The sequence below is a fragment of the Acinetobacter sp. FB genome (assembly GCF_056033405.1).
This window is the reverse complement of record NZ_CM148502.1, coordinates 2590963-2611422: the sequence shown is the minus strand read 5'-3', so window position 1 is coordinate 2611422 and position 20460 is coordinate 2590963. Positions and strand designations below refer to the sequence as shown.

Below are 20460 nucleotides of genomic sequence, written 5' to 3'. Positions count from 1 at the left end.
ATGAAAAAAGTATTGATTACTGGAGCCAGTCAAGGAATTGGGCAAGCGATTGCTCAAAAATTCTTGGATGAGAATTATGAGGTGCATAATATTTCTCGACATACTCCACAATATTCACATTTTCATTTGCATCATTGGCAAGCGGATATGTTGCAATATGATCAAATTGAAAAGGTGATTCAGCAGATTGGGCAGTTTGATGTGCTGATTAATAATGCAGGCTATATGAATACACTTACAGCCGCTTCATATACGTGGGAAGAAATGCAAAAAATTATGAATATAAATCTGATTCATACGATGCAGTTGAGTATCGATGTGGCGGAGAATATTTTTAAAAATCAGAAATTTGGACGCATTATTAGTATGGCATCCATTGCTGGGCAAATTGGGCATCCTGATATCTGGTATGGCATTTCAAAAGCGGGGCTAATTAATGGGATGCGTAGTTTGGCTCGTAGTCATGCCCAGCATAATATTCAAACCTTTAGTCTCGCACCTGGTCCTGTTGAAACTCAGATGATGTTCAAGATCCCAATTGAAAGACTAAAACGTTTAAAAGAAGCGACTTTAAATCAGCAATTCTGCCAAACACAAGAAATTGCAGAAACAGCTTTTTGGCTAGCGCAAGCAGCTCCAAATTGTTTAAGTGGTGAGGTATTTGATTTGAATAATGGTGTGAATTGTCGTTAGATCATGTTGAATAAATGAATAGAAATATATGTATTTCTATTCATTTATTATTTAAGTTTTAAAACCGCTTAGGAATTTTTTGCCCATTGGGTACAGGGGTCTCAGCTTGTTTTAATACACCAAATAACCACGTTTCCGCATGTTGGACAGCAATTTTAAGTGAATCACCTAAGGCTAAACGTCCTGCAATAAAACTTGCCAAAGAACAGCCAGAACCATGATATTGTCCGTCTAAACGAGGGCAATGACTTTCAGCAATCATTTTGCCGTCAGCATAAAGTACATTACGAATATGATCAGGCGTATCTTCATGTCCACCTTTCACTAGTACAGCTTTTGCGCCCATCCCAAATAATTTTTGAGTGGCTTGTTCAATATCATCAATACCTGTTAAGGCTCTTAATTCAACTGTATTTGGGGTAATGACTGTGGCTAAGGGAATTAACTCAACAAATGCTTTAACTAATGTTGCTTGATCACCGAGTGACCCACCACTATTCGCGACTAATACTGGATCGAGTACATATTGATAATCTGGATGTTGACGTAAAAACTCAGCCAATGCAGTAATATTATCGGTTGTACCCAGCATGCCTGATTTTACACATTTAATCGGTAAATCACCCACTACTGCACTTGCTTGAGCAAGTAGTAACTCTTTTGAAGTGGCTTCAAAACCAAACACTTGTTGCGAGTTTTGAATGGTCAATGCTGTGCAGGCAATTGCTGCATGTGCGCCACTTTGCCCAATTGCCTCAATATCTGCTTGTAAGCCAGCACCGCCTGATGGATCTAAACCTGAAAAACATAGTACGGTAGGACGCACAGCCATTTCCTTTTGTTCTCTCATTTAAGCTAGTATATGGGAGTTTCGAGAAACTCTCGACTATGTTATGTAAGGCTTTAAGAGATTGAACGAATGACGATCAAAAATATTCTGATTGATTTAGATGGGACTTTAACTGACCCTAAAGCGGGTATTCATCGCTCAATTCGTTATGCTTTAGAAAAACTGGGCCACCCTTTAGCGGATGAAGTTGATTTAGATTGGACGATTGGACCTCCGTTGAAAGCTTCATTGGCAAAATTACTCAATACTCAGGATGATGATTTTGCTGAACAAGCGTTACTTGCTTATCGTGAGCGTTTTTCAGTGACTGGTTTATTTGAAAACGAAGTCTATGCAACAGTGGTAGAAACGTTGCAACAGTTACAAGTACAAGGTTATCGATTATTTTTAGCGACGGCAAAGCCAACAGTTTATGCGAAACGTATCCTTGCTCATTTTGGGTTGGATCAATATTTTACTGAAATGTATGGCAGTGAATTAACAGGTGAACGTACCAATAAAGTAGATCTAATAGCTTATATTCTTGAAAAAGAGCAATTGGATGCGCAGCAGTGCATTATGGTGGGAGACCGACAATATGATGTGATTGGTGCACGTGCCCATGGTATTGAAACCATTGCTGTAAATTATGGTTATGGTACAGCAGAAGAACTCGCACAAGTACAACCGATTGCTCAGATCGCACAATTTAGCCAATTGCTTAATACTGTGAATCAATTGAATTTAGAACGAAAAGTATCATAGTTATGAACGCAATAAAAAGCCTCGAATGATCGAGGCTTTTTTGTTTCATTAAATATTATGTTTTAAGCGGTATTGAACCAATTCTTCGATACTAATCACGGTAAGGCCATGTGTCTGAGCATAAGCTAGAACTTGAATACCTGATGCCATAGAGCCATCAGGATTAGTCAATTCACATAATACGCCAGAAGGTTTTAAACCAGCCAAACGGGCTAAATCTATTGTTCCTTCAGTATGTCCTCTGCGAGTTAATACGCCACCATTACGTGCACGTAATGGGAACACATGACCTGGGCGACTCAAGTCACTTGCAACAGCACCATCTTTGGTTGCTGCCAAAACCGTAGTGACACGATCCTTGGCAGAAACACCTGTGGTCACACCTTGTGCCGCTTCGATAGTAACTGTAAATGCTGTTTTAAATTGACTAGAATTATCTACCACCATCGGGGGAAGTTCTAAATGATCTGCCAGTTCTTCAGTCAGACACAGGCATACAATCCCAGAACCATCACGGATCATTTGTGCCATGGTTTCGATCGTCAGTGTTTCGGCAGCAATAATAAGATCGGCTTCATTTTCACGATCGAAATCATCCATAACCAAGACGGGTTTGCCTTGGCGGATATCTTTTAAAGCTTGTTGAATACGTTGTTCAGCAGGGGAAAGGGCTGAAAAGAAAAGTTCGGGTTGAATTAAACTCGACATAATGAAACGCTCTCGTAAATAGGATACGGTTGAACATTTCAGGACTGATGTAAAAAATAAGCGTACACCAAAACAACGCGAAAAGCGTATTTCAGTGGTTTCGTCTTCTTTCATCCGGACTATACCGTCGGCTTTGGTCTCTCACCAAATCTGCGAGTATATAAATATATACAGGCTCGTGGGCTGGTTAGGTCACTTGATTGCAAGGCCTAACTTACCACCGGTGGGGAATTACACCCCGCCCTGAAGCGATGTGCCTTGATTATAGCCAGATTTTTATGAGAAAAGGCAACTTTTTATAGAATGAATCGTTCTATCTAAATCTAGAAATAAGCTGAAGTTCATTTGATGCTTTCATTATTAGTTAAACTAGTATTGGATGTTAATTGAGCATAAACTCAAGTCATAAAACAACAATAAAATAGGCAATCAAATGGATCAACAACATAAATCAGAGTTAGAAAAAATGGCACAACAACTTCATCGACCTGTGATGAGTTTTAAAGATTTTAAGCATGTTTCTGAGCAGGATATGAACTGGCTTAATCAACAATTAGAACAGACTATTCAATTAGAAAATCAAAGAATCAACAAAAGTTTATTTCAGATGCCATTTTTTTTACGTTTTCTTTTTAAAAATAAAAAATAACAAACATAAGGAAAGTGAGTATGACTCGACTTGCTGTTCATGCCGAAATTATAAAATTAACCCAGATTCTTAATGTTTCAGAGCAACAATTGGCTTTTTTAATTCCTTTAGCACCTGAAAGCTTAAGACAATTTCGTTTTGCAATTATTGAGTTGCTACAAAGCCAACAAAAAACACGCTTCCGTTATCTTGCTGCTTGGGTGAATTGGCTGCCAAGTAGATTAACTGCCATTATGGTAAAGCAATTATTTGATCCATTTATCGTCGCTCAAATCGCAGTACATTTATCTACAGAGAACCTTTATCGAATTGCAAAACATTTACCAGCACATACATTGGCTTCAATTTCAGTCTATTTAGATCCTAGATTAGCGAGAGAATTATTAGCTTATTTTACTACCCATCAAATTAAGGATATTGCTCAAGTTCTTTTACAAAAAAAACACTTTGTAACGATGGGGCGTTTTGTTGGCATGCTATCTGATGAAGTGGTACAGGATGTGGCTCAAATCATTGAAAAGGAAAGTGATCTATTGGAAATCGCTTTTTATATTGAATCAAGAGAGCGTATTGATCATCTTGTGCATGTTTTACCGAAGGAACGTATCATAAAGACATTATTGATTGTAAGTGATCCGACACAACGCTTAGTTTGGCCGAAGCTATTGGCGTTAATGAGCCATATTGGTTATGAGCTCAAACAGGAATTAGGTGATCTCGCCGTACAGCAAGGGGAAATTGTGATAAATGCAATTATTCAGGCTGCGCAAGAAGACCAACTTTGGGAAGATATGCTGCCAGTAGTTGCATGTTTATCTGAACAAGCTCAATCCTATGTCGCAAATTTACCAGCTTTGCGCCAAGTTGAAATCATCAAAAGTATCGTTGAAGCCGCCGATGAATGTGATTTATGGACAGACATGTTGGTTGTTGTAAATTACATGCAAAATGAAGCGAGGCAAGTCGTTGCAACAGCTATTGCTCAAATTGATATTAAGGTTCTACATCATATTGCTTATGCTTCCTTACTTCGTTCGCAATGGGAAGTAACTTTTGATATTGTCCGTCGCATGCCACTTGAGAAACAGCAGCAATGCCAGCAAATTTTGAATACTTATATGCAGCAACTTGATGTGGAAACATATCAATATTTAGATGGTTTACTTGAGCGATATCAAATTTACTCTTCAAGCTAAAATCTATGCAGTGGGAAGGGTCTCTCGAATAGGAACTAATGTGGCGAGTGCATGTTCATAACCAAGCTCAACCAATTGATCTAATCGATGCCAATCAAACATACCAATACCATTGATTGTCATACGAATATGTAGATTCGCACGTTCAATCGCAGCAGTTTGGATCATGGTATCACTCGCAAGAGTTGCTGTTCGCATTAAGATTTCTGCAAGACGTGGAGCATGTAGGAGTTTGTCTTTGATCAGTTTATTCCAATTGAGGAGGGCACTTTGATCTGGTTGATCTAAACCAATACCCGGAACGCGAATATCATCGTGTAAACTGACATTACTGGCAATAATGGTACCTCTTTCCAAATTTTGCATGACATCTGTGGGAAGGTTATTAATCACACCCCCATCGCATAATAAGTTCTCGCGCCATGCAACAGGCGGGGCGACACCGGGCACACTCATACTGGTTCCAACCCATGTGGCCAGTTCACCTTGATCATGGATCACAGCTTCGCCAGTCGTGAGATTGGTTGAAATACAGTAAAAGGTTCTTTTTAATTCTTCTATACGCTGATGACCGAATATCGCTTGTAGGCGAGAGTGAAAACGTTGTCCACGAATTAAAGATACTTTAGGCATGGTGTAGTCATTTAAATAGTTTCTTGCCACAAAGGTTTCATAAGCGATATGTGTCATCTCAATACTATCAAAACCGCAGGCCACCAAAGCAGCGACAAATGCTCCCATACTGGTTCCGCCCACAATATCAATTGGAATATGCAATTGTTCAAGTGCACGAATTAATCCAATGTGAGCAAAGCCGCGTGCACCGCCGCCGCCGAGAACTAAACCAACGCCTTGACTCGAAATCTGTCGGGCAATCGCACAAATATCTGTTTGTGCCCATGGATGAATAAAATAATGAGCGCGTGCATGATAGAGCTGTTTCCAAGTAAGGGTATAAGGAGATGGATCACCCTCTGAACGTAAAAGAACTAATTCAATTTGGCTTTGCCAATCGTGTTGATTTAAGCTATCTACTAACGGTGTATGTACAGGTGTTTGATTTGCTTCAGCCAATATCAAAATGCGATCAGCTTGGTGCAAGCAGCGTTTAGACCAGTCATCACCATTTTGATGAGCAGCATAAAGTACGTAGCAATGTTTTTCTTCTAAGCTAGCCAACCATTCTCTTAATTTTAAATCATCATAACCATAATCAAGTGGCGTTTGGCTAAATCCAATTCCAAATAGGGCATCGACATGAGCAGCAGTGACTAAACGTACGTGAGGCCAACGTTGTAAATGCTCAGTAAGTTTTTCTGCTAAATGAATTGCTGGGATCTGAGAAGATACTGGAATAATCGATAAGGTACGATTATGGCTCATAGGATGAGCATGTTGTAACTCAGGCTGAGTACGAGCAATAATTAACTGAGATAAGGCAAATAAGGTATCGGTTTGGTCGTGAAGGAAATCTATAAATTGTTGTCGGGGAATAACCAAAAGCGTTGTATCCCGCATTGCTTTGACTGAACCATGATGGGGTTGATTAGAAATTACGCACATTTCTCCAAGGATCTCATAACGACCTAAATAAGTTGATAAATTTGAAGCGGTTGTTAATTTAATGCGCCCATACACGTCAATATACAGATGAGAAGCGGGATCATTGAGATTGTAAAGTTGCTGTCCTGTCTGTAAATATTTAATTGAACAATCATAAGCGAGCTTAACCAAGTTATGTTCATCTAAATGTGAGAAAACGCTGACTTTCCGAAGTGTCTCTATAATATCCATATGATTTAATTTTCTTTATTTTCTATTTATTTAATAAAGTGTCAGGCTGCTTTACAAGTCCGATTAAGTAAAATAAAAGCCTATTTTTAAGTTTTTTTGTATTTAATATTTTCCTTTTAGAGTCGCAATAAAAAAGCCAGTTCTTATTGACTGGCTTTTTAGAAATCTTTTAAGTATTTATGCAATTTGTACAGGAATACAGTTTGCCGTGTGATTGACGGTATTGTCTGGATTTGCATAAACCAAACGTGGTTTGTGAAGGTTTGCTTCTACTTCAGTGAAATCACCAAAAGTTGCAATAATCACTAAATCACCGACATCAGCTTGGTGTGCTGCGCCACCATTCACTGAAATAATACCTGAGTCATCTTCACCACGAATTGCATAAGTTGTGAAGCGTTTGCCGTTCGTTACGTTCCATACGTGGATTTCTTCGTATTCACGAATCCCTGCTAAGTCCATTAATACACCATCAATTGCACAAGAACCTTCATAATGAAGTTCTGCATGAGTGACAACTGCACGGTGAATTTTACATTTTAATAAACGAGATAGCATGGCTAGCGTCTCCTGAGTAAGACCTAAGATGAATATCTTATTGGTTGACTTGTCACGTTTCCCGCTGGCGATAGGCGGTTTGATGCGCATTTTGCGCTTAAAAATGCAATATGGCAAGCGTGATTGATCAACAATTCAGTTTAAATTTAAGCGGGTTTGTATGCATTAATTTGATTCATGGCCTGTGAAACTTGTCCATCGACAAGCATTTTCACTTTTGATAAGGCATGATCAATCGCTGCATCCATTAAAGCTTGTTCACTGCTAGGAGCTTTGCCAAGCACATGACCAGAAACACGTTCTTTAGAACCAGGATGTCCAATTCCTATGCGTAAGCGATGGAAATTAGCACCAATATGTGGAACGATGTCGCGAAGACCATTATGTCCGCCATGTCCACCACCTGATTTTAAACGAATAATACCGGGATCCATATCGAGTTCATCATGAGCAACAAGAATTGCTTCAGGTGCAACTTGATAAAATTTGGCAAATGGTACGACACTTTGACCAGAACGGTTCATGAAAGTGGTAGGTAAGAGTAAACGTACGTCATGACCATCAATTTGACCACGACCGCTGTATCCATGAAATTTTGGATCAGCCTTTAAAGAAATACCATAACGATCTGCAAGCTGTTCTACGAACCAGAAACCTGCGTTATGGCGGGTTTGGGCATATTCTTTACCAGGATTACCCAAACCAACAATTAGCGAAATATTTGACACTAATTTACGCCTTTAACACTTATGCGCGTTTGAAGTCAGCGTGCATAGGTGTGTTTTTAGCTGGGTGACGTTGTAACGCTTGGATTTTAACGTTTTCAACTTTATCACCAATTTTGATTTCGATAACTTCTTCGAAGAAAGCGTTGTTTTCTAAAGCTTTAACGATTTCACGAAGCTCTAAAGTAACGGCTACAGGCTCAGCGCTACCACCATAGATGATTGCTGGGATTTGAGCAGCGTGGCGAAGGCGGCGGCTCGAACCTTTCCCTTGTTGTGCTACTTCACGTGCTTGAGCGTTTAATACGAAGTTTGCCATGGGCATATCCTCATTGAGTTTGAGTAACTAAACTTGCGACCAGTTTAGTGATAGAAAAACCCTAGCGAGCTAGGGTTTAAGAAAAAAAGCTGGGCTATTATAGATAACTATCGAACATAGCGCTAATAGATTCTTCGTTATTGATACGACGAATTGTTTCAGCAACCATGCTTGCAACAGAAACTTGGCGAATTTTACCTAAGTTTGCTGCTTCATCTGAAAGAGGAATCGTGTCAGTAACAACGAGTTCATCAATAACAGAGTTACGAAGGTTATCAATCGCTTTGCCTGATAAAACAGGGTGAGTCGCATAAGCAATCACTCGACGAGCACCAAATTGTTTCAGTGCATCCGCAGCTTTGCAAAGCGTACCTGCTGTATCGACCATATCATCAACAATGACACAGTCACGATCTTTTACATCACCAATCAAATGCATCACTTGTGACTCATTTGCTTTTTGGCGACGTTTATCAATGATAGCTAAATCGATATCACCTAACTGTTTTGCAACAGCACGTGCACGAACAACACCACCTACGTCAGGAGATACAACCATTAAGTTGTCATGTTGTTGTTGACGTAAATCAGCTAACAACGCTGGCGTACCATAGATGTTATCAACTGGGATATCGAAGAAACCTTGAATTTGGTCTGCGTGTAAGTCGATCATTACCACACGGTCAATACCTACAGTTGTCAGCATGTCTGCAACAACTTTTGCAGTAATTGGAACACGAGCAGAACGTGGACGACGATCTTGACGTGCATAACCGAAATACGGAATGACTGCAGTGATACGACCAGCACTTGCACGACGCAAAGCATCAGCCATGACCAAGATTTCCATCAGGTTATCGTTGGTTGGCGCACAAGTAGATTGAACGATAAAAACATCTTTACCACGAACATTTTCAGTAATTTCAACTGAAATTTCACCATCAGAAAACTTGCTTACAGAAGCAGCACCGAGAGGGATGTGTAAATGGCTTACGACTTTTTGGGCGAAATGTGGATGAGCACTTCCACTAAAAACGACAAGATTGGGCATGAAGCACCCTTGGCGGTTGGCTTATAATGAATTTGGATGGCAGGGGCGGCTGGATTCGAACCAACGGATGCCGAGATCAAAACCCGGTGCCTTACCACTTGGCGACGCCCCTAATGCGGCAGAACTTTAATCGTTTTGTATGATAATGTCAATATAATTGAGCAAGTATCGATATAAAACAAGTCTGTCTAAAGATATGGCAGGGGCGGCTGGATTCGAACCAACGGATGCCGAGATCAAAACCCGGTGCCTTACCACTTGGCGACGCCCCTAAAGTTGATAATATGTAATGGCAGGGGCGGCTGGATTCGAACCAACGGATGCCGAGATCAAAACCCGGTGCCTTACCACTTGGCGACGCCCCTAAATATTACATATATCTACAGATGAAAATTGGCAGGGGCGGCTGGATTCGAACCAACGGATGCCGAGATCAAAACCCGGTGCCTTACCACTTGGCGACGCCCCTAACATGTAACTGAAAAATTTCTTAAAGGCGATTCTGCTAGACTGTTTACCAAGTAAGATTTACAAGGCGCGTTTTGCAAAATTTTCTTTATATCCATTTCACTGGTTACTTCAATAAAAACACAAGCACCTGTACCTGTAAGCTTTGCTAGACCAAACTGATCTAAATATTGCATTGCTTCTTCTACTTCAGGATATAACTGTCGAGCCAAAGGTTCAAAGTTATTTCCAAAATTAAAAGGTTCTAACTGATAGGCGCAAAATGTAGTGATCTTAGAATCTCTTGTCAATGTTTTTTGTGAAAAAAGCGCTTGAGTGCTGATAAAACAGTCAGGTTTTAAAATTATGAATTGTTTTTGAGCTAAGTCTATGAATGATAAATGTTCACCTATGCCTTCTGCCCATGCATTTCGACCAAAAATAAAGATAGGCACATCTGCACCCAGTTGCACACCATAATCAGCTAATTGCTGTTCATTTAAACCGCATTGCCACAGTTGATTCAGTACAATGAGTGTGGTGGCAGCATTAGATGAACCGCCGCCAAGACCAGCACCCATAGGAATATTTTTCTCGATTTGAATATTTAACCCACATGGTTCATTTGCATGAGGTTTGAGTAATTGTGCTGCACGATAGATTAAGTTTTGTTCAAGAGCAACCTCGTTTAAGCCTTCAATTTGAATCATTGCATCCGCAATTGGCTTAAAAGTCATCCAATCATATAAATCAATCAGTTGAAAAATAGTTTGTAATTCATGATAACCATTGTCTCGACGACCAGTGATGTGCAGAAATAAATTCAATTTAGCAGGGGAAGGTACTCTAATCATAAAAGAATCTAAGCTATCGGTTTTGAATCACCATTGTAATACGGTTTTCTTTATCGTCAGCAAGTGCTTGCTTCAACAAAAGTTTATTTGGAAGGATTTGCTTATCGTTATAGCTGAAATCAACAGTCCAGCCATCTTCAATGAGCTGTTTCAAGCGATTTTGTTCGTCTTTGCTCGCTTGAGCATTTTGCGTTGCAGGCTTCGCTTGTATCCAGTAGGCAAGGTGCATAATCGGTGCCTGCCAACCTGTCGCTTTTTCCAGTAATTCTTCAGGTGTAGCTGCCGTAATCAGACCTGTTTTGGCACTATTTAAAGTGACTTGACCTGATTTTCCTTCAATTTGGGTTTTACCGACACCTAAAATTCCAGTCAGTTCAATATCAAATTGATCTTGTTGTTGAACCCATGTAAAAAAAGCACTGCCAGACTGTTGTGGTGTACGTACACCTATTTTACCCTGTAAGCTAAAGTTATTTTCATCTTGCACTTGTGGTGAAGCAATTATCTTATTTGGTTGGCTTAGATGTTGGCAGCCTGTTAATACTAGAACGCTACTGCTACATATCGCGACACATAATTTTGAAAACAAGCGCATGTATTTAACTCTTTTTTACAGTGATAGGTAAGATTAAGCTATCAAGTTGTTGTAATTGTGGGGCATTTGCATGTTTTTGTTTCAATTGCTGTAACACCTCACTAAATTGTGTGAGTGCGCCTTGCATATACAGCGCTTTAGCATAGCGAACCCCAATATTGATATTTTGGCTAATTGAATAGGCTTGTCCCAAGACTTTGGCTGCGGTATCAAAATCATTCTGTAGAAAAGCGATATAGCCTAATGTATCAAGAATAGAGGCTTGTTCAGGTGCAAAGTTGAGCGCTAGTTCTGCATATTTACGTGCTTCTTTTAGACGACGATTTTGCAATGCTAAGGTATACGCATAAGCGTTTAAATAGGTCGGGCTATTGGGTTCAATAATTAAAAGTTGCTTCAAAGTTTTATCTAATTTATCCCGATCGGTATAAGGATCCAGTAATAATACTTCTGCATAGATTAGTTCGGGGTCATCGGGTAAGCTCTTAATCGCTTCATCTAGCAATACCAAAGCTGCTTTTTTATTATCCATCTTTTTTAAAATATCAGCTTGAGCTTGATAGAGAAAACTTGCATGTTGTGGATAATTCACCCGCTCTTGTGTAAGAAAGCGTAAAGCATCATTCAATTGCCCTTGCTTTTCGAAAATAGTGACCATATTGCGTCGAGACACAATATATAAGCTGCCATCCACGAGCCGATAATAGGCTTTGGCAGTTTCATAATGTTGTTTGCGCTGTGCATTGATTGCAAGATAGTAATAAGCTTCATTCTGATATTTTGCTGAAGAACGCAATTCAACTAAATATTGTTCAGCTTTTTCGTATTGTTTTAAATCAATACTGGTTAAGCCGGCAATAAATAAAGCTTCTTCAGTTTTTGGATAATCTTTGATAATACTTTCAAGCTTATCTAATGCTTGCTGTTGTTGATTGATTTGAATGTAATAGCGAGCTTCAGCTAATCGTATATCAATATTGGTTTTATTTTTTCGACTGGCTTGTGCAAACCATTTTTGTGTTTCAGCATCGTCGCGTAAAGCCATTAATAAATTGGCTTTCATCAGAATGAAACTGGTCGATTTTGAACGTTTACGTAAGGCCTTATTGATATTATTTAATGCTTGCTCATATAAGCCATCTTGCGCTTCTAATCCAGCGATTAAAGCTAAGATAGATGGGTTTTCACGTTCTTTACTGGTACGTAAGGCATTTAATAAAATTTCACGATCTTGTGCTTGCTCGGGTGCAATCCCTGCCAAAATTTGTTCGAGATCAGCAGTTGGGTCAATATTTAATATCTTATCTAATGTTTTAGCTGCCAATTCATATTCATGGGTTTTCAGGGCAATATGTGATAAGTAAAACAAAGCAGGAACATCTTTGGGTTCTTGTTCTACCCAATGTGTTGCAATATCTAATGCAGATTGAAAATCGTTATATTCTAAGGCGACATCTAAAGCACGCTGTTTGATTGTGGTTGAATTACTTCGAATTGCCAGCACTGTATAATTGTGTAATGCAGTTGCAATATCATCATAAGCAAGAGAAAATTCAGCAACCATACTTTGTTGTAATGCGTTGTCAAAGCTTTTATCTGCATACATGTCGTGTATTGCTTGCGCAGAGACATACGAGCTCATGCTACCTAACAACAAGATTGTGGTAGAATACCGTCGAATCGTCTTGCCGCTAAAAAGGGTACGGCGATATAGCTGACGCAATTTTTATTGATCCAAAGTAATGCTTTTTATGACACCGATGTTGCACAATAACATAAATTTAGCGAAATGATGATCTGATATGTCTTTCTTTGCATTGGGTGTCAACCATCAAACAGCTTCTGTTGAACTTCGTGAACAAATCGCTTTCAATGCAGAGCGATTAGCTGCGCTATTGCTTGAACAAAATAAACATTCACCTTTGAATGATTTAGTTGTTGTATCAACTTGTAATCGCACTGAAGTTTATGCCATGACTGAAGATGCTGATAGTGTTCTGACTTGGTTAGCCCAAGTAAATAATATTGATGTAAAACAGTTAATTCATCATGTTTATCGTTACGAAAATGCCCAAGCTGTTACACATTTAATGCGTGTTGCAAGTGGTTTAGACTCTTTGATGTTGGGTGAGCCACAAATTTTAGGGCAAGTCAAAAGTGCTTTGGCTTTATCTAAAGATGCACAAACTGTGTCGCCGGAACTTAATAGTGTTTTTGAATACGCTTTTTATGCAGCGAAACGTGTTCGTTCAGAAACCTCTGTAGGTAGCCATGCTGTTTCAATGGGTTATGCAGTTGCTCAGTTAGCATTGCAAGTATTTAGCCGCCCTGAAAAGTTAACGGTTATGGTAGTTGCCGCAGGTGAAATGAATAGTTTGGTTGCTAAGCATTTAGCGGAAATGGGTGTGGCAAAAATTCTAATTTGTAACCGTAGCCGTGAGCGTGCTGATTTACTGGCACAAGAAATTGCTCATCAAGTTGAGGTTGAAATTATTCCTTTTGCTGAACTTGCCCAGAATTTATATAGAGCAGATGTTGTCTCGAGCTGTACAGGGAGCTTACATCAAGTTATTCAATATTCAGATGTTAAAGCCGCACTTAAAAAACGTCGCTATCAGCAAATGTTGATGGTCGATTTGGCTGTTCCACGTGATATTGATCCGAAAGTCGAATCATTAGATAACGTATATTTATATGGCGTAGATGATTTACAAAGTGTGATTGATGAAAATTTAGCGCAACGTCGTCAGGCGGCTGTTGAGGCTGAAATTATGGTGAATCAATTGGCTACTCAATTGATGACCCAACAAAAAGTGAAAGAGGCGAGTAGCACTATTCAAGCTTATCGTCAGCACAGTGAAGAAGTCAGCCAAAAAGAATTGGCACATGCATTAGAGTTACTGCAACATGGTCATGCAGCAGAACAGGTGATGCAGGAGTTTGCTCATCGCCTATCACAGAAACTTATGCACCCAACTTCTATTTTATTAAGAGAAGCTGCTAAAGCTGAAAATCCAGATTATTTTGAATGGTTACAGCAACATCTACAGGATGTGTTTGAGCATGAGCGTAAACCGAGACAGTAACTTAGCTTAGGACAATAACTTCAAGCTAATCTGTTTTGTTAATTCATTTAATTGTTGACGTAAATTGCGTGATTCAATGAGTGAGATAGGTGATCTCAGTTTTAATTTTAAATATTTTTCTTGTAGATTTAATGAAAAGTCCTTAGCCAATTTATCAGCAATCTCAGGTGCTTGAGTTAATGACTCAATATTGGTTCTCTGCATAACATCGGCAATCTCATGACTATAACGACTACATGCACCGAGTACATAATAGGTTGCTAATTCCTGATCATCAGGTAAATCATCAAATACAATATTGAGCACTGCTAAAACTTTAGCCAGCAGCTCAGTTTGGTCAATCACTGCCAGTAATTCTTCAAAATGAATATAGAGAAATGGGTGATGCATTAAAATTGCGATTGCAAAATCTTCATCTTTGGTTTGAATATTAAAAGATAAAGAGGCATCGTGGCTGATTTGAGGGGTAAAGCGTTTGCCTAGACCGAGTTTCTCACGGAAAGATTGACTCAGCAGATAACGGAATGAGCCATGTTTAGGTAATAACTCTGTTAATTCACGTAGTTCTCCCATGACTAAACTTTTACCTTCAGGCGTGCTAACGTCATGCTGTCCTGTTAAATGAGCAAACACAAAGTCAGATAAAAGCGGTGCCTGTTGTAATAATTTTTGGAAGTTTTCTAAGCCTTCGCGACGAATCAATGAGTCTGGATCATGTTCATTTGGAAGCACAAAGAATTTTAATTCACGACCATCATTGAGTAAGGGTAGCGCAATTTCTAAGGTACGTCGTGCTGCTTTTTGTCCAGCAGCATCCCCATCAAAGGCAATGGTAATACGAGAATTTTGTTTAAATAGGGTGGTTAAATGATCCGCATTACTGGCTGTTCCCAGTGTTGCGACAGCACCATTGATACCATATTGCTGCAATGCAATCACGTCCATATAGCCTTCGACCATTAACCAATCGTTGGCTTTGAGTTTACGACCCTCATATAAACCATAAAGCAATTGATTTTTGTGGAATACCTCTGAGTCTGGTGAGTTAATATATTTAGGTTTAATTTCATCATTGAGCGCACGACCACCAAAACCAACCACGCGACCTTTATGATCACGGATCGGAAAAATTACCCGCTCACGTAATAAATCAAAATCTCGACCGCTATCACTAGAACGAATCAAACCCAACTGTTTCAAACCTTCAATATCTTGTGGGAAGGCTTTTTCTAAATGTTGCCAATCCTCTGGTGCATAACCCAAACGCCAAAATTGAATCGTTTGTGCCGATAAGCCACGCTGTTTGAAATAATTTTGTGCTTTTTGACTCGATGGCAGTTGACGTTCATAAAACTGAGCAACATTTTCCAATAAGTCATAGAGATTACCTTCTTGAACTTGTTCATCCATATAGAAGGATGGATCAAATTGAGCAAAAGGATCATCCATAACACGATCTATATCGACAAAATGCCCATCTATAAATTCGTCTGCTACAGAAATAGGTGCTGGATTTTCAGCGACTGGCGTGTTTGTTGGTTGAGCCGCTGCAATTTGTTGAGGACTACGTTTATAAGAAAGTTTTTTATTGTCGTGATTATCTTTCGGTAATTCGATGCCTGTCTGATTAGACAAGTCTTTCATCACATCGACAAAGTTACGACTATCAATGTCCATGAGGAAGCGAATCGCATTCCCATTGGCTTGACACCCAAAGCAATGGTAATACTGCTTATCTCTATACACATGGAATGATGGAGATTTTTCCTGATGGAATGGACAACAGCCTGAGTAAGTACGCCCAGTCTTTTTTAACTTCACACGTTGACCGATTAAATCGACGATATCAGTTCGATCTAAGATTTGATCAATCGTATGTTGTGGAATTGCCATGTACATTTAACCATTTGGGACTGAGAGATAACATCTTCGTTGAAGTCAGTGTGTCAGAATTCATTGTTGCATAAAATGAAAAACAGGCAAGGGTAGACTTGCCTGTTTTGTGGTTTTGATGAGTGCAAATTAATTTGCAGCATCAGCCCCCGAAGTTTCTTTGGTCTCAGGCTTATCTAATAGCCCGAAGCTTAAACGGTTCATCCAACTTGGTTTATCAGTTGGTTCTTCAATAGGAGCAGAATCAATTTCTTCAGTTGTCGGTTTATCTAATAAACCAAGGCTCAAACGATTTGTTAAGCTGCGTTGCTCAGTTTCACCATTGGTTTGTTCTTTTACTTGTACCGTTTTAGATTCACGACCAAGCAAGCCTAAAGTGGCACGATTGACCCAACTACCTTCTTTACGAGCAGCACGAAGATTTACTTCACCATTTGCCTTAACTAAATTTGGATAGTTCAGTTTTAATAGATCAATATATTGTTGAGACGTCGCTTGATCGCCTAATTTTTGGTAGCTATAAGCTAATGTTGCAAGTGCTTCAGGTGTTTGTGGTGTTTGAGGGTAGTGTTCAATGACCCATTGTGCGCGTTCAGCAGCAGCTAACCATGCTTTACGTTGAATATTGAAACGTGCCGCATTCATTTCGCTTTCAGCCAATTCTTGACCGATAAATTTCATACGCTGTGCAGCATCTACCGAATATTGACTACTTGGGAAACGACGAATCAAATCTACAAAGTTTTGATAAGCAACTTTAACGTAGCTCACATCACGATGTGATTGTTGTAATGAAGTATAACGAATCAAACTGTCGTAATTCATTTCCATATTGGCTACACCTCGAACATAGTAGGCGTAATCAACATTTGGATGTTGTGGATTTAAACGAATGAATCGATCTGCCAGTGCAATCGTACCTTCATAATCTTTTTGTTTAAATTTGGCGTAGAGGAGTTCAAGTTGTGCTTGTTGAGTGTATTGTCCAGTTGGATAATACGTATCTATCGCTTCAAGTGATTTAACAGCATCAGTATATTGATTACGTTCAAGTGATTTCTGTGCTTTTTCAAAATAGACTTGTTCACTTGACTGTGGGCCTTTATCAACCACTTCTTTTTTGCTTGGATTACTGCTACAACCAACAAATACAGACGCTACGCCTAAAGATAAAGCCAATATGGTAATTTTATAATGGGGTAGCGACATAAAAATTCCTCTGCTTTTGGGACAATAAGCTACAATGGTGCTATTAAACCATTTTTGTATCGATCATCAAAATGACTTCAACACAATCTTCCAATTCAAACCTTTCTGAGACAGATTTCTTACTTGAAGATTCTGTCGATGCAGATAATCATAATTCTGATGCAACTGCAACACGTTTATCGTTGCAAATTCAACTCGATGAAGAGTATCTAGGTCAGCGTATTGATCAGGTTGCTGCATTGGTTTGGAGCGAGTTCTCTCGTGAAAAGCTCAAGCAATGGATGAAAGACGGGCATCTGTTGGTAAATGGTAACATTGTAAAACCTAAATATCGTTGTGAAGGCAATGAGTTGCTTACGCTGAATGTTGAGTTAGAAGCCCAAACCTCGAGTCAACCTGAAAACATTCCCCTCAATATTGTCTATGAAGACGATGATATTATTGTGATTAATAAAGAAGTTGGCATGGTGGTTCATCCAGGTGCTGGCAATCCTACAGGTACTTTAGTCAATGCCTTGCTTTATCATGCACCGAAACTAGCTGAGCTTTCACGTGCAGGTTTAGTACATCGTATTGATAAAGACACCAGCGGTTTATTGGTTGTTGCAAAAACATTGGAAGCCCAATTTTCTCTCAGTAAACAACTTGCGAAAAAAACAGTTTATCGTGTTTATGATTTAGTTGCATATGGAAATATTATTGCGGGTGGTACGATTGATGAGCCAATTAAACGTCACCCAGTCGATCGTGTCAAAATGGCGATCTTACCGGGCGGACGTGATGCAGTAACGCATTACAATGTGAAAGAGCGTTTCCGCGACTTTACTCGTATTCAGGCTCAACTTGAAACAGGGCGTACTCATCAAATTCGTGTGCATTTTAGTTATCTTGGACATGGTTTGGTAGGTGATCCTGTTTATGTCAATCGTGTACGTTTCCCTGCTGGTGCATCAGAAGTCTTAATTGACATGTTACGCAGTTTTAAACGCCAAGCTTTACATGCAGCAAAATTAGGTTTAGTGCATCCGCGTACTGGTGAAGAAATGATGTTTGAAGCGCCATGGCCAGAGGATTTCACTCAATTGGTTGAAGTACTTCGCCAAGAGAATGAAGCGTATTAAAAAAGTTTTCTTTAAATAAAGGGGGATGTGTTCGGCTTCTCCCGTTCAAAAGCTAAGGGATATATTCTGGTAAAAGGACGGATTTTTATGGAATTTGTACAAGGTTTGCCCAAAGGAATATATGTTGGGCAAACAGGTATTCAGCATCCTCAAACGATTGTAACTCAGAATGAAAATCTATCAGGATTTAATCTGGCTTTGCATGTGAATGATGATGCACAACGTGTTCAGCAACATCGAATGCTATTATTGAATGAGTTGTCTGCATTTGGTGTAGATAAAATCACGTGGATGACACAAACGCATAGCAGCATTTGTCATACGATTAACGAGCAAATTCCATTTATTGCACTTGAAGGTGATGGCTTAGTCACACAGCGCGCAGGTCATGCCTTAATGATGATGACTGCTGATTGTTTGCCTATTGTTTTGGGTAATAACGAAGGTACAGAAGTCGCTAATCTGCACGCAGGTTGGCGTGGTTTGGCTAATGGAATTATCGAAAATACCGTGACTGAAATGAAATCTCAGCCAACTTGGGCGTGGTTAGGCGCTGCGATCAGCCAACCTTGCTTTGAAGTCGGGACTGAAGTAAAAGCCATTTTCTGTGAGAAATATCCTGAATTAGCTGTTGCTTTTATTTCAGGTCAAATTGAAGGTAAATATCAGGCTGATTTGTATGCAATTGCCCGATTTATTTTAAACAGTTTAGGTTTAGAAACAGTATTGGGTGGTGATCAATGCTCGTATCAACAAGACCAAGATTACTTTTCTTATCGACGTGATGCAAAAACGGGGCGGATGGCGACCTTTGTATTTATGCAATAAATCATATTTGGAGTATTGTTGATTCACCTTGTGACATTCAAAAATGTTAAACTTGATTTAATTCATTGGTTTTTAAATTTTCCATGTCTGTTATTGAGCAAATTACTCCCCAAATCAAAGTTTGTGTGATTTACCATAGTCCTTATGGGCACACAGCTAAGGTTGCACAATATATCGCACAAGGCGCTGAACAAGCGGGAGCCGAAGTGCATCTACTTTCTGTGGCTGCACCGCAATGGGATTTATTAGATCAAGCAGATGTAATCGTGATGGGGTGTCCAACCTATATGGGGAGTCTTACATCAGCATTGAAACAGTTCATGGAGGATTCTTCTAAACGCTGGTTGGCACGTACATGGCAGGGGAAATTGGCTGCGGGTTTTACCAATGGTGGTGGACTGAGTGGCGATAAGCTCGCCGTATTACAGCAAATTAATTTATTTGCGATGCAACATGGCATGTTATGGGCTGGTTTGCCATTTATGCCAACAGGAAGAAGCCCATTGGATATTAATCGGATGTCGAGCTTTCTGGGTTTAATGACGCAGTCCGATAATGCTAGCGTTGAAGTTACACCGCCCGAAGGGGATTTAGAAACTGCACGCAAGTTTGGCAAATATTTGGCTGAACTGAAGGTTAAAAATAATTAAAATCAATATCTTAGGGTAAATAATAAAAATTTTCTGTCAGACATTATATGTCTGACAAGGATGATATTCTGATCTTAATTACAGTTAAGGTTGGATTGGAATATGAAAACAACAAAAGCAAAAGGTTTTATTAAAAACCATCATAAATATCGCTTAGATGCTGATATAAATCAAGTCAACAGAATATTAAATCTTTATCATCATTTACCACGTTCACCACAAGCAGCTTGTCCGATGGATCAGTTAAAGACAGAACTACAGTCTTGGTATAATAATGAAATTGATGAGCAATCTATCCGTAAAGCAATTAAACGTGATTTGGATAAACTTAAAAAGATTTTAGTAACGGGAACGGTACATTGTATTTCAAAAAAAGGTAATCAGCCTAACGAATATTATCTTAGTGAAGATGCAGCAATTGAAAAAATGAATACTGAATTGGCTTTGGTTTTAGTGATGGCGAGTAATTATTTACATCAATAACTACCTG

Annotated in this window: 21 protein-coding genes, 4 tRNA genes and 1 riboswitch; of the genes, 9 read left to right on the top strand and 16 right to left on the bottom strand. The window is 39.3% G+C overall.

All coding sequences use genetic code 11. The features are described from left to right. The gene (locus AC0JIQ_RS12405) at positions 1-693 is read left to right on the top strand and encodes an SDR family NAD(P)-dependent oxidoreductase (RefSeq protein WP_474201831.1); all 693 of its coding nucleotides are present in this window, start codon (positions 1-3) and stop codon (positions 691-693) included. 58 nt (positions 694-751) lie between these two features. Here AC0JIQ_RS12405 and AC0JIQ_RS12400 read toward each other — a convergent pair whose 3' ends face one another. Next, complete coding sequence (locus tag AC0JIQ_RS12400; protein ID WP_474203266.1) at positions 752-1519, bottom strand: hydroxymethylpyrimidine/phosphomethylpyrimidine kinase; 768 nt, start codon at positions 1517-1519, stop codon at positions 752-754. A gap of 93 nt (positions 1520-1612) precedes the next feature. Between AC0JIQ_RS12400 and AC0JIQ_RS12395 the strand changes: the two genes are divergently transcribed. Continuing rightward, complete coding sequence (locus tag AC0JIQ_RS12395) at positions 1613-2287, top strand: HAD-IA family hydrolase (RefSeq protein WP_005403099.1); 675 nt, start codon at positions 1613-1615, stop codon at positions 2285-2287. A gap of 48 nt (positions 2288-2335) precedes the next feature. On the opposite strand, the gene ribB is transcribed toward AC0JIQ_RS12395, so the two are convergent. Then, the gene (ribB, locus tag AC0JIQ_RS12390; RefSeq protein WP_474203265.1) at positions 2336-2995 is read right to left on the bottom strand and encodes a 3,4-dihydroxy-2-butanone-4-phosphate synthase; all 660 of its coding nucleotides are present in this window, start codon (positions 2993-2995) and stop codon (positions 2336-2338) included. A gap of 98 nt (positions 2996-3093) precedes the next feature. Next, positions 3094-3249, bottom strand: a riboswitch (FMN riboswitch). A gap of 179 nt (positions 3250-3428) precedes the next feature. Here ribB and AC0JIQ_RS12385 point away from each other — a divergent pair. Further along, positions 3429-3644, top strand: coding sequence for a hypothetical protein (locus AC0JIQ_RS12385; RefSeq protein ID WP_005217944.1), 216 nt, complete (start codon positions 3429-3431; stop codon positions 3642-3644). Between the two features lie 20 nt (positions 3645-3664). Beyond that, a complete protein-coding gene (locus AC0JIQ_RS12380; RefSeq protein WP_474201830.1) occupies positions 3665-4840 on the top strand; it encodes a hypothetical protein in 1176 nt (391 codons plus the stop codon). 3 nt (positions 4841-4843) lie between these two features. Here AC0JIQ_RS12380 and AC0JIQ_RS12375 read toward each other — a convergent pair whose 3' ends face one another. The 12 genes from AC0JIQ_RS12375 to AC0JIQ_RS12320 form a co-directional block, all read right to left on the bottom strand. Continuing rightward, positions 4844-6634: a patatin-like phospholipase family protein gene (locus AC0JIQ_RS12375; protein WP_474201829.1), complete on the bottom strand. Its 1791-nt coding sequence runs from the start codon at positions 6632-6634 to the stop codon at positions 4844-4846. A 177-nt stretch (positions 6635-6811) separates the two neighbouring features. Next, positions 6812-7192 carry an aspartate 1-decarboxylase gene (gene panD / locus AC0JIQ_RS12370; protein WP_004655255.1) on the bottom strand — a complete coding sequence of 127 codons (381 nt, stop codon included), beginning with the start codon at positions 7190-7192 and terminating at the stop codon, positions 6812-6814. A gap of 146 nt (positions 7193-7338) precedes the next feature. After that, entirely contained in the window at positions 7339-7920 is a 582-nt protein-coding gene (pth, locus tag AC0JIQ_RS12365; RefSeq protein WP_005158359.1) for an aminoacyl-tRNA hydrolase, read from the bottom strand. Positions 7921-7939: 19 nt separating this feature from the next. Further along, positions 7940-8236: a 50S ribosomal protein L25 gene (gene rplY / locus AC0JIQ_RS12360; RefSeq protein ID WP_004663523.1), complete on the bottom strand. Its 297-nt coding sequence runs from the start codon at positions 8234-8236 to the stop codon at positions 7940-7942. 97 nt (positions 8237-8333) lie between these two features. Continuing rightward, positions 8334-9287: a ribose-phosphate pyrophosphokinase gene (locus AC0JIQ_RS12355; protein ID WP_004663520.1), complete on the bottom strand. Its 954-nt coding sequence runs from the start codon at positions 9285-9287 to the stop codon at positions 8334-8336. Between the two features lie 37 nt (positions 9288-9324). Then, positions 9325-9399: transfer RNA gene (locus AC0JIQ_RS12350), tRNA-Gln, on the bottom strand. A gap of 85 nt (positions 9400-9484) precedes the next feature. Beyond that, positions 9485-9559: transfer RNA gene (locus AC0JIQ_RS12345), tRNA-Gln, on the bottom strand. 18 nt (positions 9560-9577) lie between these two features. Continuing rightward, a tRNA-Gln gene (locus tag AC0JIQ_RS12340) sits at positions 9578-9652 on the bottom strand. Between the two features lie 29 nt (positions 9653-9681). Next, positions 9682-9756, bottom strand: a tRNA-Gln gene (locus AC0JIQ_RS12335). Further along, positions 9755-10588, bottom strand: coding sequence for a 4-(cytidine 5'-diphospho)-2-C-methyl-D-erythritol kinase (ispE, locus tag AC0JIQ_RS12330; RefSeq protein WP_474201828.1), 834 nt, complete (start codon positions 10586-10588; stop codon positions 9755-9757). Before ispE ends, AC0JIQ_RS12335 begins: the two co-directional genes overlap by 2 nt. Positions 10589-10601: 13 nt before the next feature. Then, a complete protein-coding gene (lolB, locus tag AC0JIQ_RS12325; protein WP_050041349.1) occupies positions 10602-11183 on the bottom strand; it encodes a lipoprotein insertase outer membrane protein LolB in 582 nt (193 codons plus the stop codon). A 4-nt stretch (positions 11184-11187) separates the two neighbouring features. After that, the gene (locus AC0JIQ_RS12320) at positions 11188-12906 is read right to left on the bottom strand and encodes a tetratricopeptide repeat protein (RefSeq protein ID WP_004663514.1); all 1719 of its coding nucleotides are present in this window, start codon (positions 12904-12906) and stop codon (positions 11188-11190) included. Between the two features lie 79 nt (positions 12907-12985). On the opposite strand from AC0JIQ_RS12320, the gene hemA reads away from it, so the two are divergent. Then, positions 12986-14269, top strand: a complete 1284-nt coding sequence (hemA, locus tag AC0JIQ_RS12315) for a glutamyl-tRNA reductase (protein WP_004663511.1) — start codon at positions 12986-12988, stop codon at positions 14267-14269. A gap of 6 nt (positions 14270-14275) precedes the next feature. Here hemA and AC0JIQ_RS12310 read toward each other — a convergent pair whose 3' ends face one another. Then, positions 14276-16162: a DNA primase gene (locus AC0JIQ_RS12310; protein ID WP_474201827.1), complete on the bottom strand. Its 1887-nt coding sequence runs from the start codon at positions 16160-16162 to the stop codon at positions 14276-14278. A 129-nt stretch (positions 16163-16291) separates the two neighbouring features. Further along, the gene (locus AC0JIQ_RS12305) at positions 16292-17371 is read right to left on the bottom strand and encodes an outer membrane protein assembly factor BamD (protein ID WP_004663507.1); all 1080 of its coding nucleotides are present in this window, start codon (positions 17369-17371) and stop codon (positions 16292-16294) included. Between the two features lie 71 nt (positions 17372-17442). On the opposite strand from AC0JIQ_RS12305, the gene rluD reads away from it, so the two are divergent. The 4 genes from rluD (at position 17443) to AC0JIQ_RS12285 (ending at position 20453) form a co-directional block, all read left to right on the top strand. Next, the gene (rluD, locus tag AC0JIQ_RS12300; protein WP_004663505.1) at positions 17443-18492 is read left to right on the top strand and encodes a 23S rRNA pseudouridine(1911/1915/1917) synthase RluD; all 1050 of its coding nucleotides are present in this window, start codon (positions 17443-17445) and stop codon (positions 18490-18492) included. A gap of 87 nt (positions 18493-18579) precedes the next feature. Then, positions 18580-19320, top strand: coding sequence for a peptidoglycan editing factor PgeF (gene pgeF / locus AC0JIQ_RS12295; RefSeq protein WP_474201826.1), 741 nt, complete (start codon positions 18580-18582; stop codon positions 19318-19320). A gap of 83 nt (positions 19321-19403) precedes the next feature. Then, positions 19404-19970: a flavodoxin family protein gene (locus tag AC0JIQ_RS12290; RefSeq protein WP_346511901.1), complete on the top strand. Its 567-nt coding sequence runs from the start codon at positions 19404-19406 to the stop codon at positions 19968-19970. A gap of 102 nt (positions 19971-20072) precedes the next feature. Further along, positions 20073-20453: a hypothetical protein gene (locus AC0JIQ_RS12285; protein ID WP_474201825.1), complete on the top strand. Its 381-nt coding sequence runs from the start codon at positions 20073-20075 to the stop codon at positions 20451-20453. The last annotated feature ends 7 nt before the right edge of the window (positions 20454-20460 follow it).

Coding starts and splice junctions, on each gene's coding strand:
- AC0JIQ_RS12405 (WP_474201831.1), top strand. CDS start 1: ATGAAAAAAGTATTGATTACTGGAGCCAGTCAAGGAATTGGGCAAGCG.
- AC0JIQ_RS12395 (WP_005403099.1), top strand. CDS start 1,613: ATGACGATCAAAAATATTCTGATTGATTTAGATGGGACTTTAACTGAC.
- ribB (WP_474203265.1), bottom strand. CDS start 2,995: ATGTCGAGTTTAATTCAACCCGAACTTTTCTTTTCAGCCCTTTCCCCT.
- AC0JIQ_RS12385 (WP_005217944.1), top strand. CDS start 3,429: ATGGATCAACAACATAAATCAGAGTTAGAAAAAATGGCACAACAACTT.
- AC0JIQ_RS12380 (WP_474201830.1), top strand. CDS start 3,665: ATGACTCGACTTGCTGTTCATGCCGAAATTATAAAATTAACCCAGATT.
- AC0JIQ_RS12375 (WP_474201829.1), bottom strand. CDS start 6,634: ATGGATATTATAGAGACACTTCGGAAAGTCAGCGTTTTCTCACATTTA.
- panD (WP_004655255.1), bottom strand. CDS start 7,192: ATGCTATCTCGTTTATTAAAATGTAAAATTCACCGTGCAGTTGTCACT.
- rplY (WP_004663523.1), bottom strand. CDS start 8,236: ATGGCAAACTTCGTATTAAACGCTCAAGCACGTGAAGTAGCACAACAA.
- AC0JIQ_RS12355 (WP_004663520.1), bottom strand. CDS start 9,287: ATGCCCAATCTTGTCGTTTTTAGTGGAAGTGCTCATCCACATTTCGCC.
- ispE (WP_474201828.1), bottom strand. CDS start 10,588: ATGATTAGAGTACCTTCCCCTGCTAAATTGAATTTATTTCTGCACATC.
- lolB (WP_050041349.1), bottom strand. CDS start 11,183: ATGCGCTTGTTTTCAAAATTATGTGTCGCGATATGTAGCAGTAGCGTT.
- hemA (WP_004663511.1), top strand. CDS start 12,986: ATGTCTTTCTTTGCATTGGGTGTCAACCATCAAACAGCTTCTGTTGAA.
- AC0JIQ_RS12310 (WP_474201827.1), bottom strand. CDS start 16,162: ATGGCAATTCCACAACATACGATTGATCAAATCTTAGATCGAACTGAT.
- AC0JIQ_RS12305 (WP_004663507.1), bottom strand. CDS start 17,371: ATGTCGCTACCCCATTATAAAATTACCATATTGGCTTTATCTTTAGGC.
- rluD (WP_004663505.1), top strand. CDS start 17,443: ATGACTTCAACACAATCTTCCAATTCAAACCTTTCTGAGACAGATTTC.
- pgeF (WP_474201826.1), top strand. CDS start 18,580: ATGGAATTTGTACAAGGTTTGCCCAAAGGAATATATGTTGGGCAAACA.
- AC0JIQ_RS12290 (WP_346511901.1), top strand. CDS start 19,404: ATGTCTGTTATTGAGCAAATTACTCCCCAAATCAAAGTTTGTGTGATT.
- AC0JIQ_RS12285 (WP_474201825.1), top strand. CDS start 20,073: ATGAAAACAACAAAAGCAAAAGGTTTTATTAAAAACCATCATAAATAT.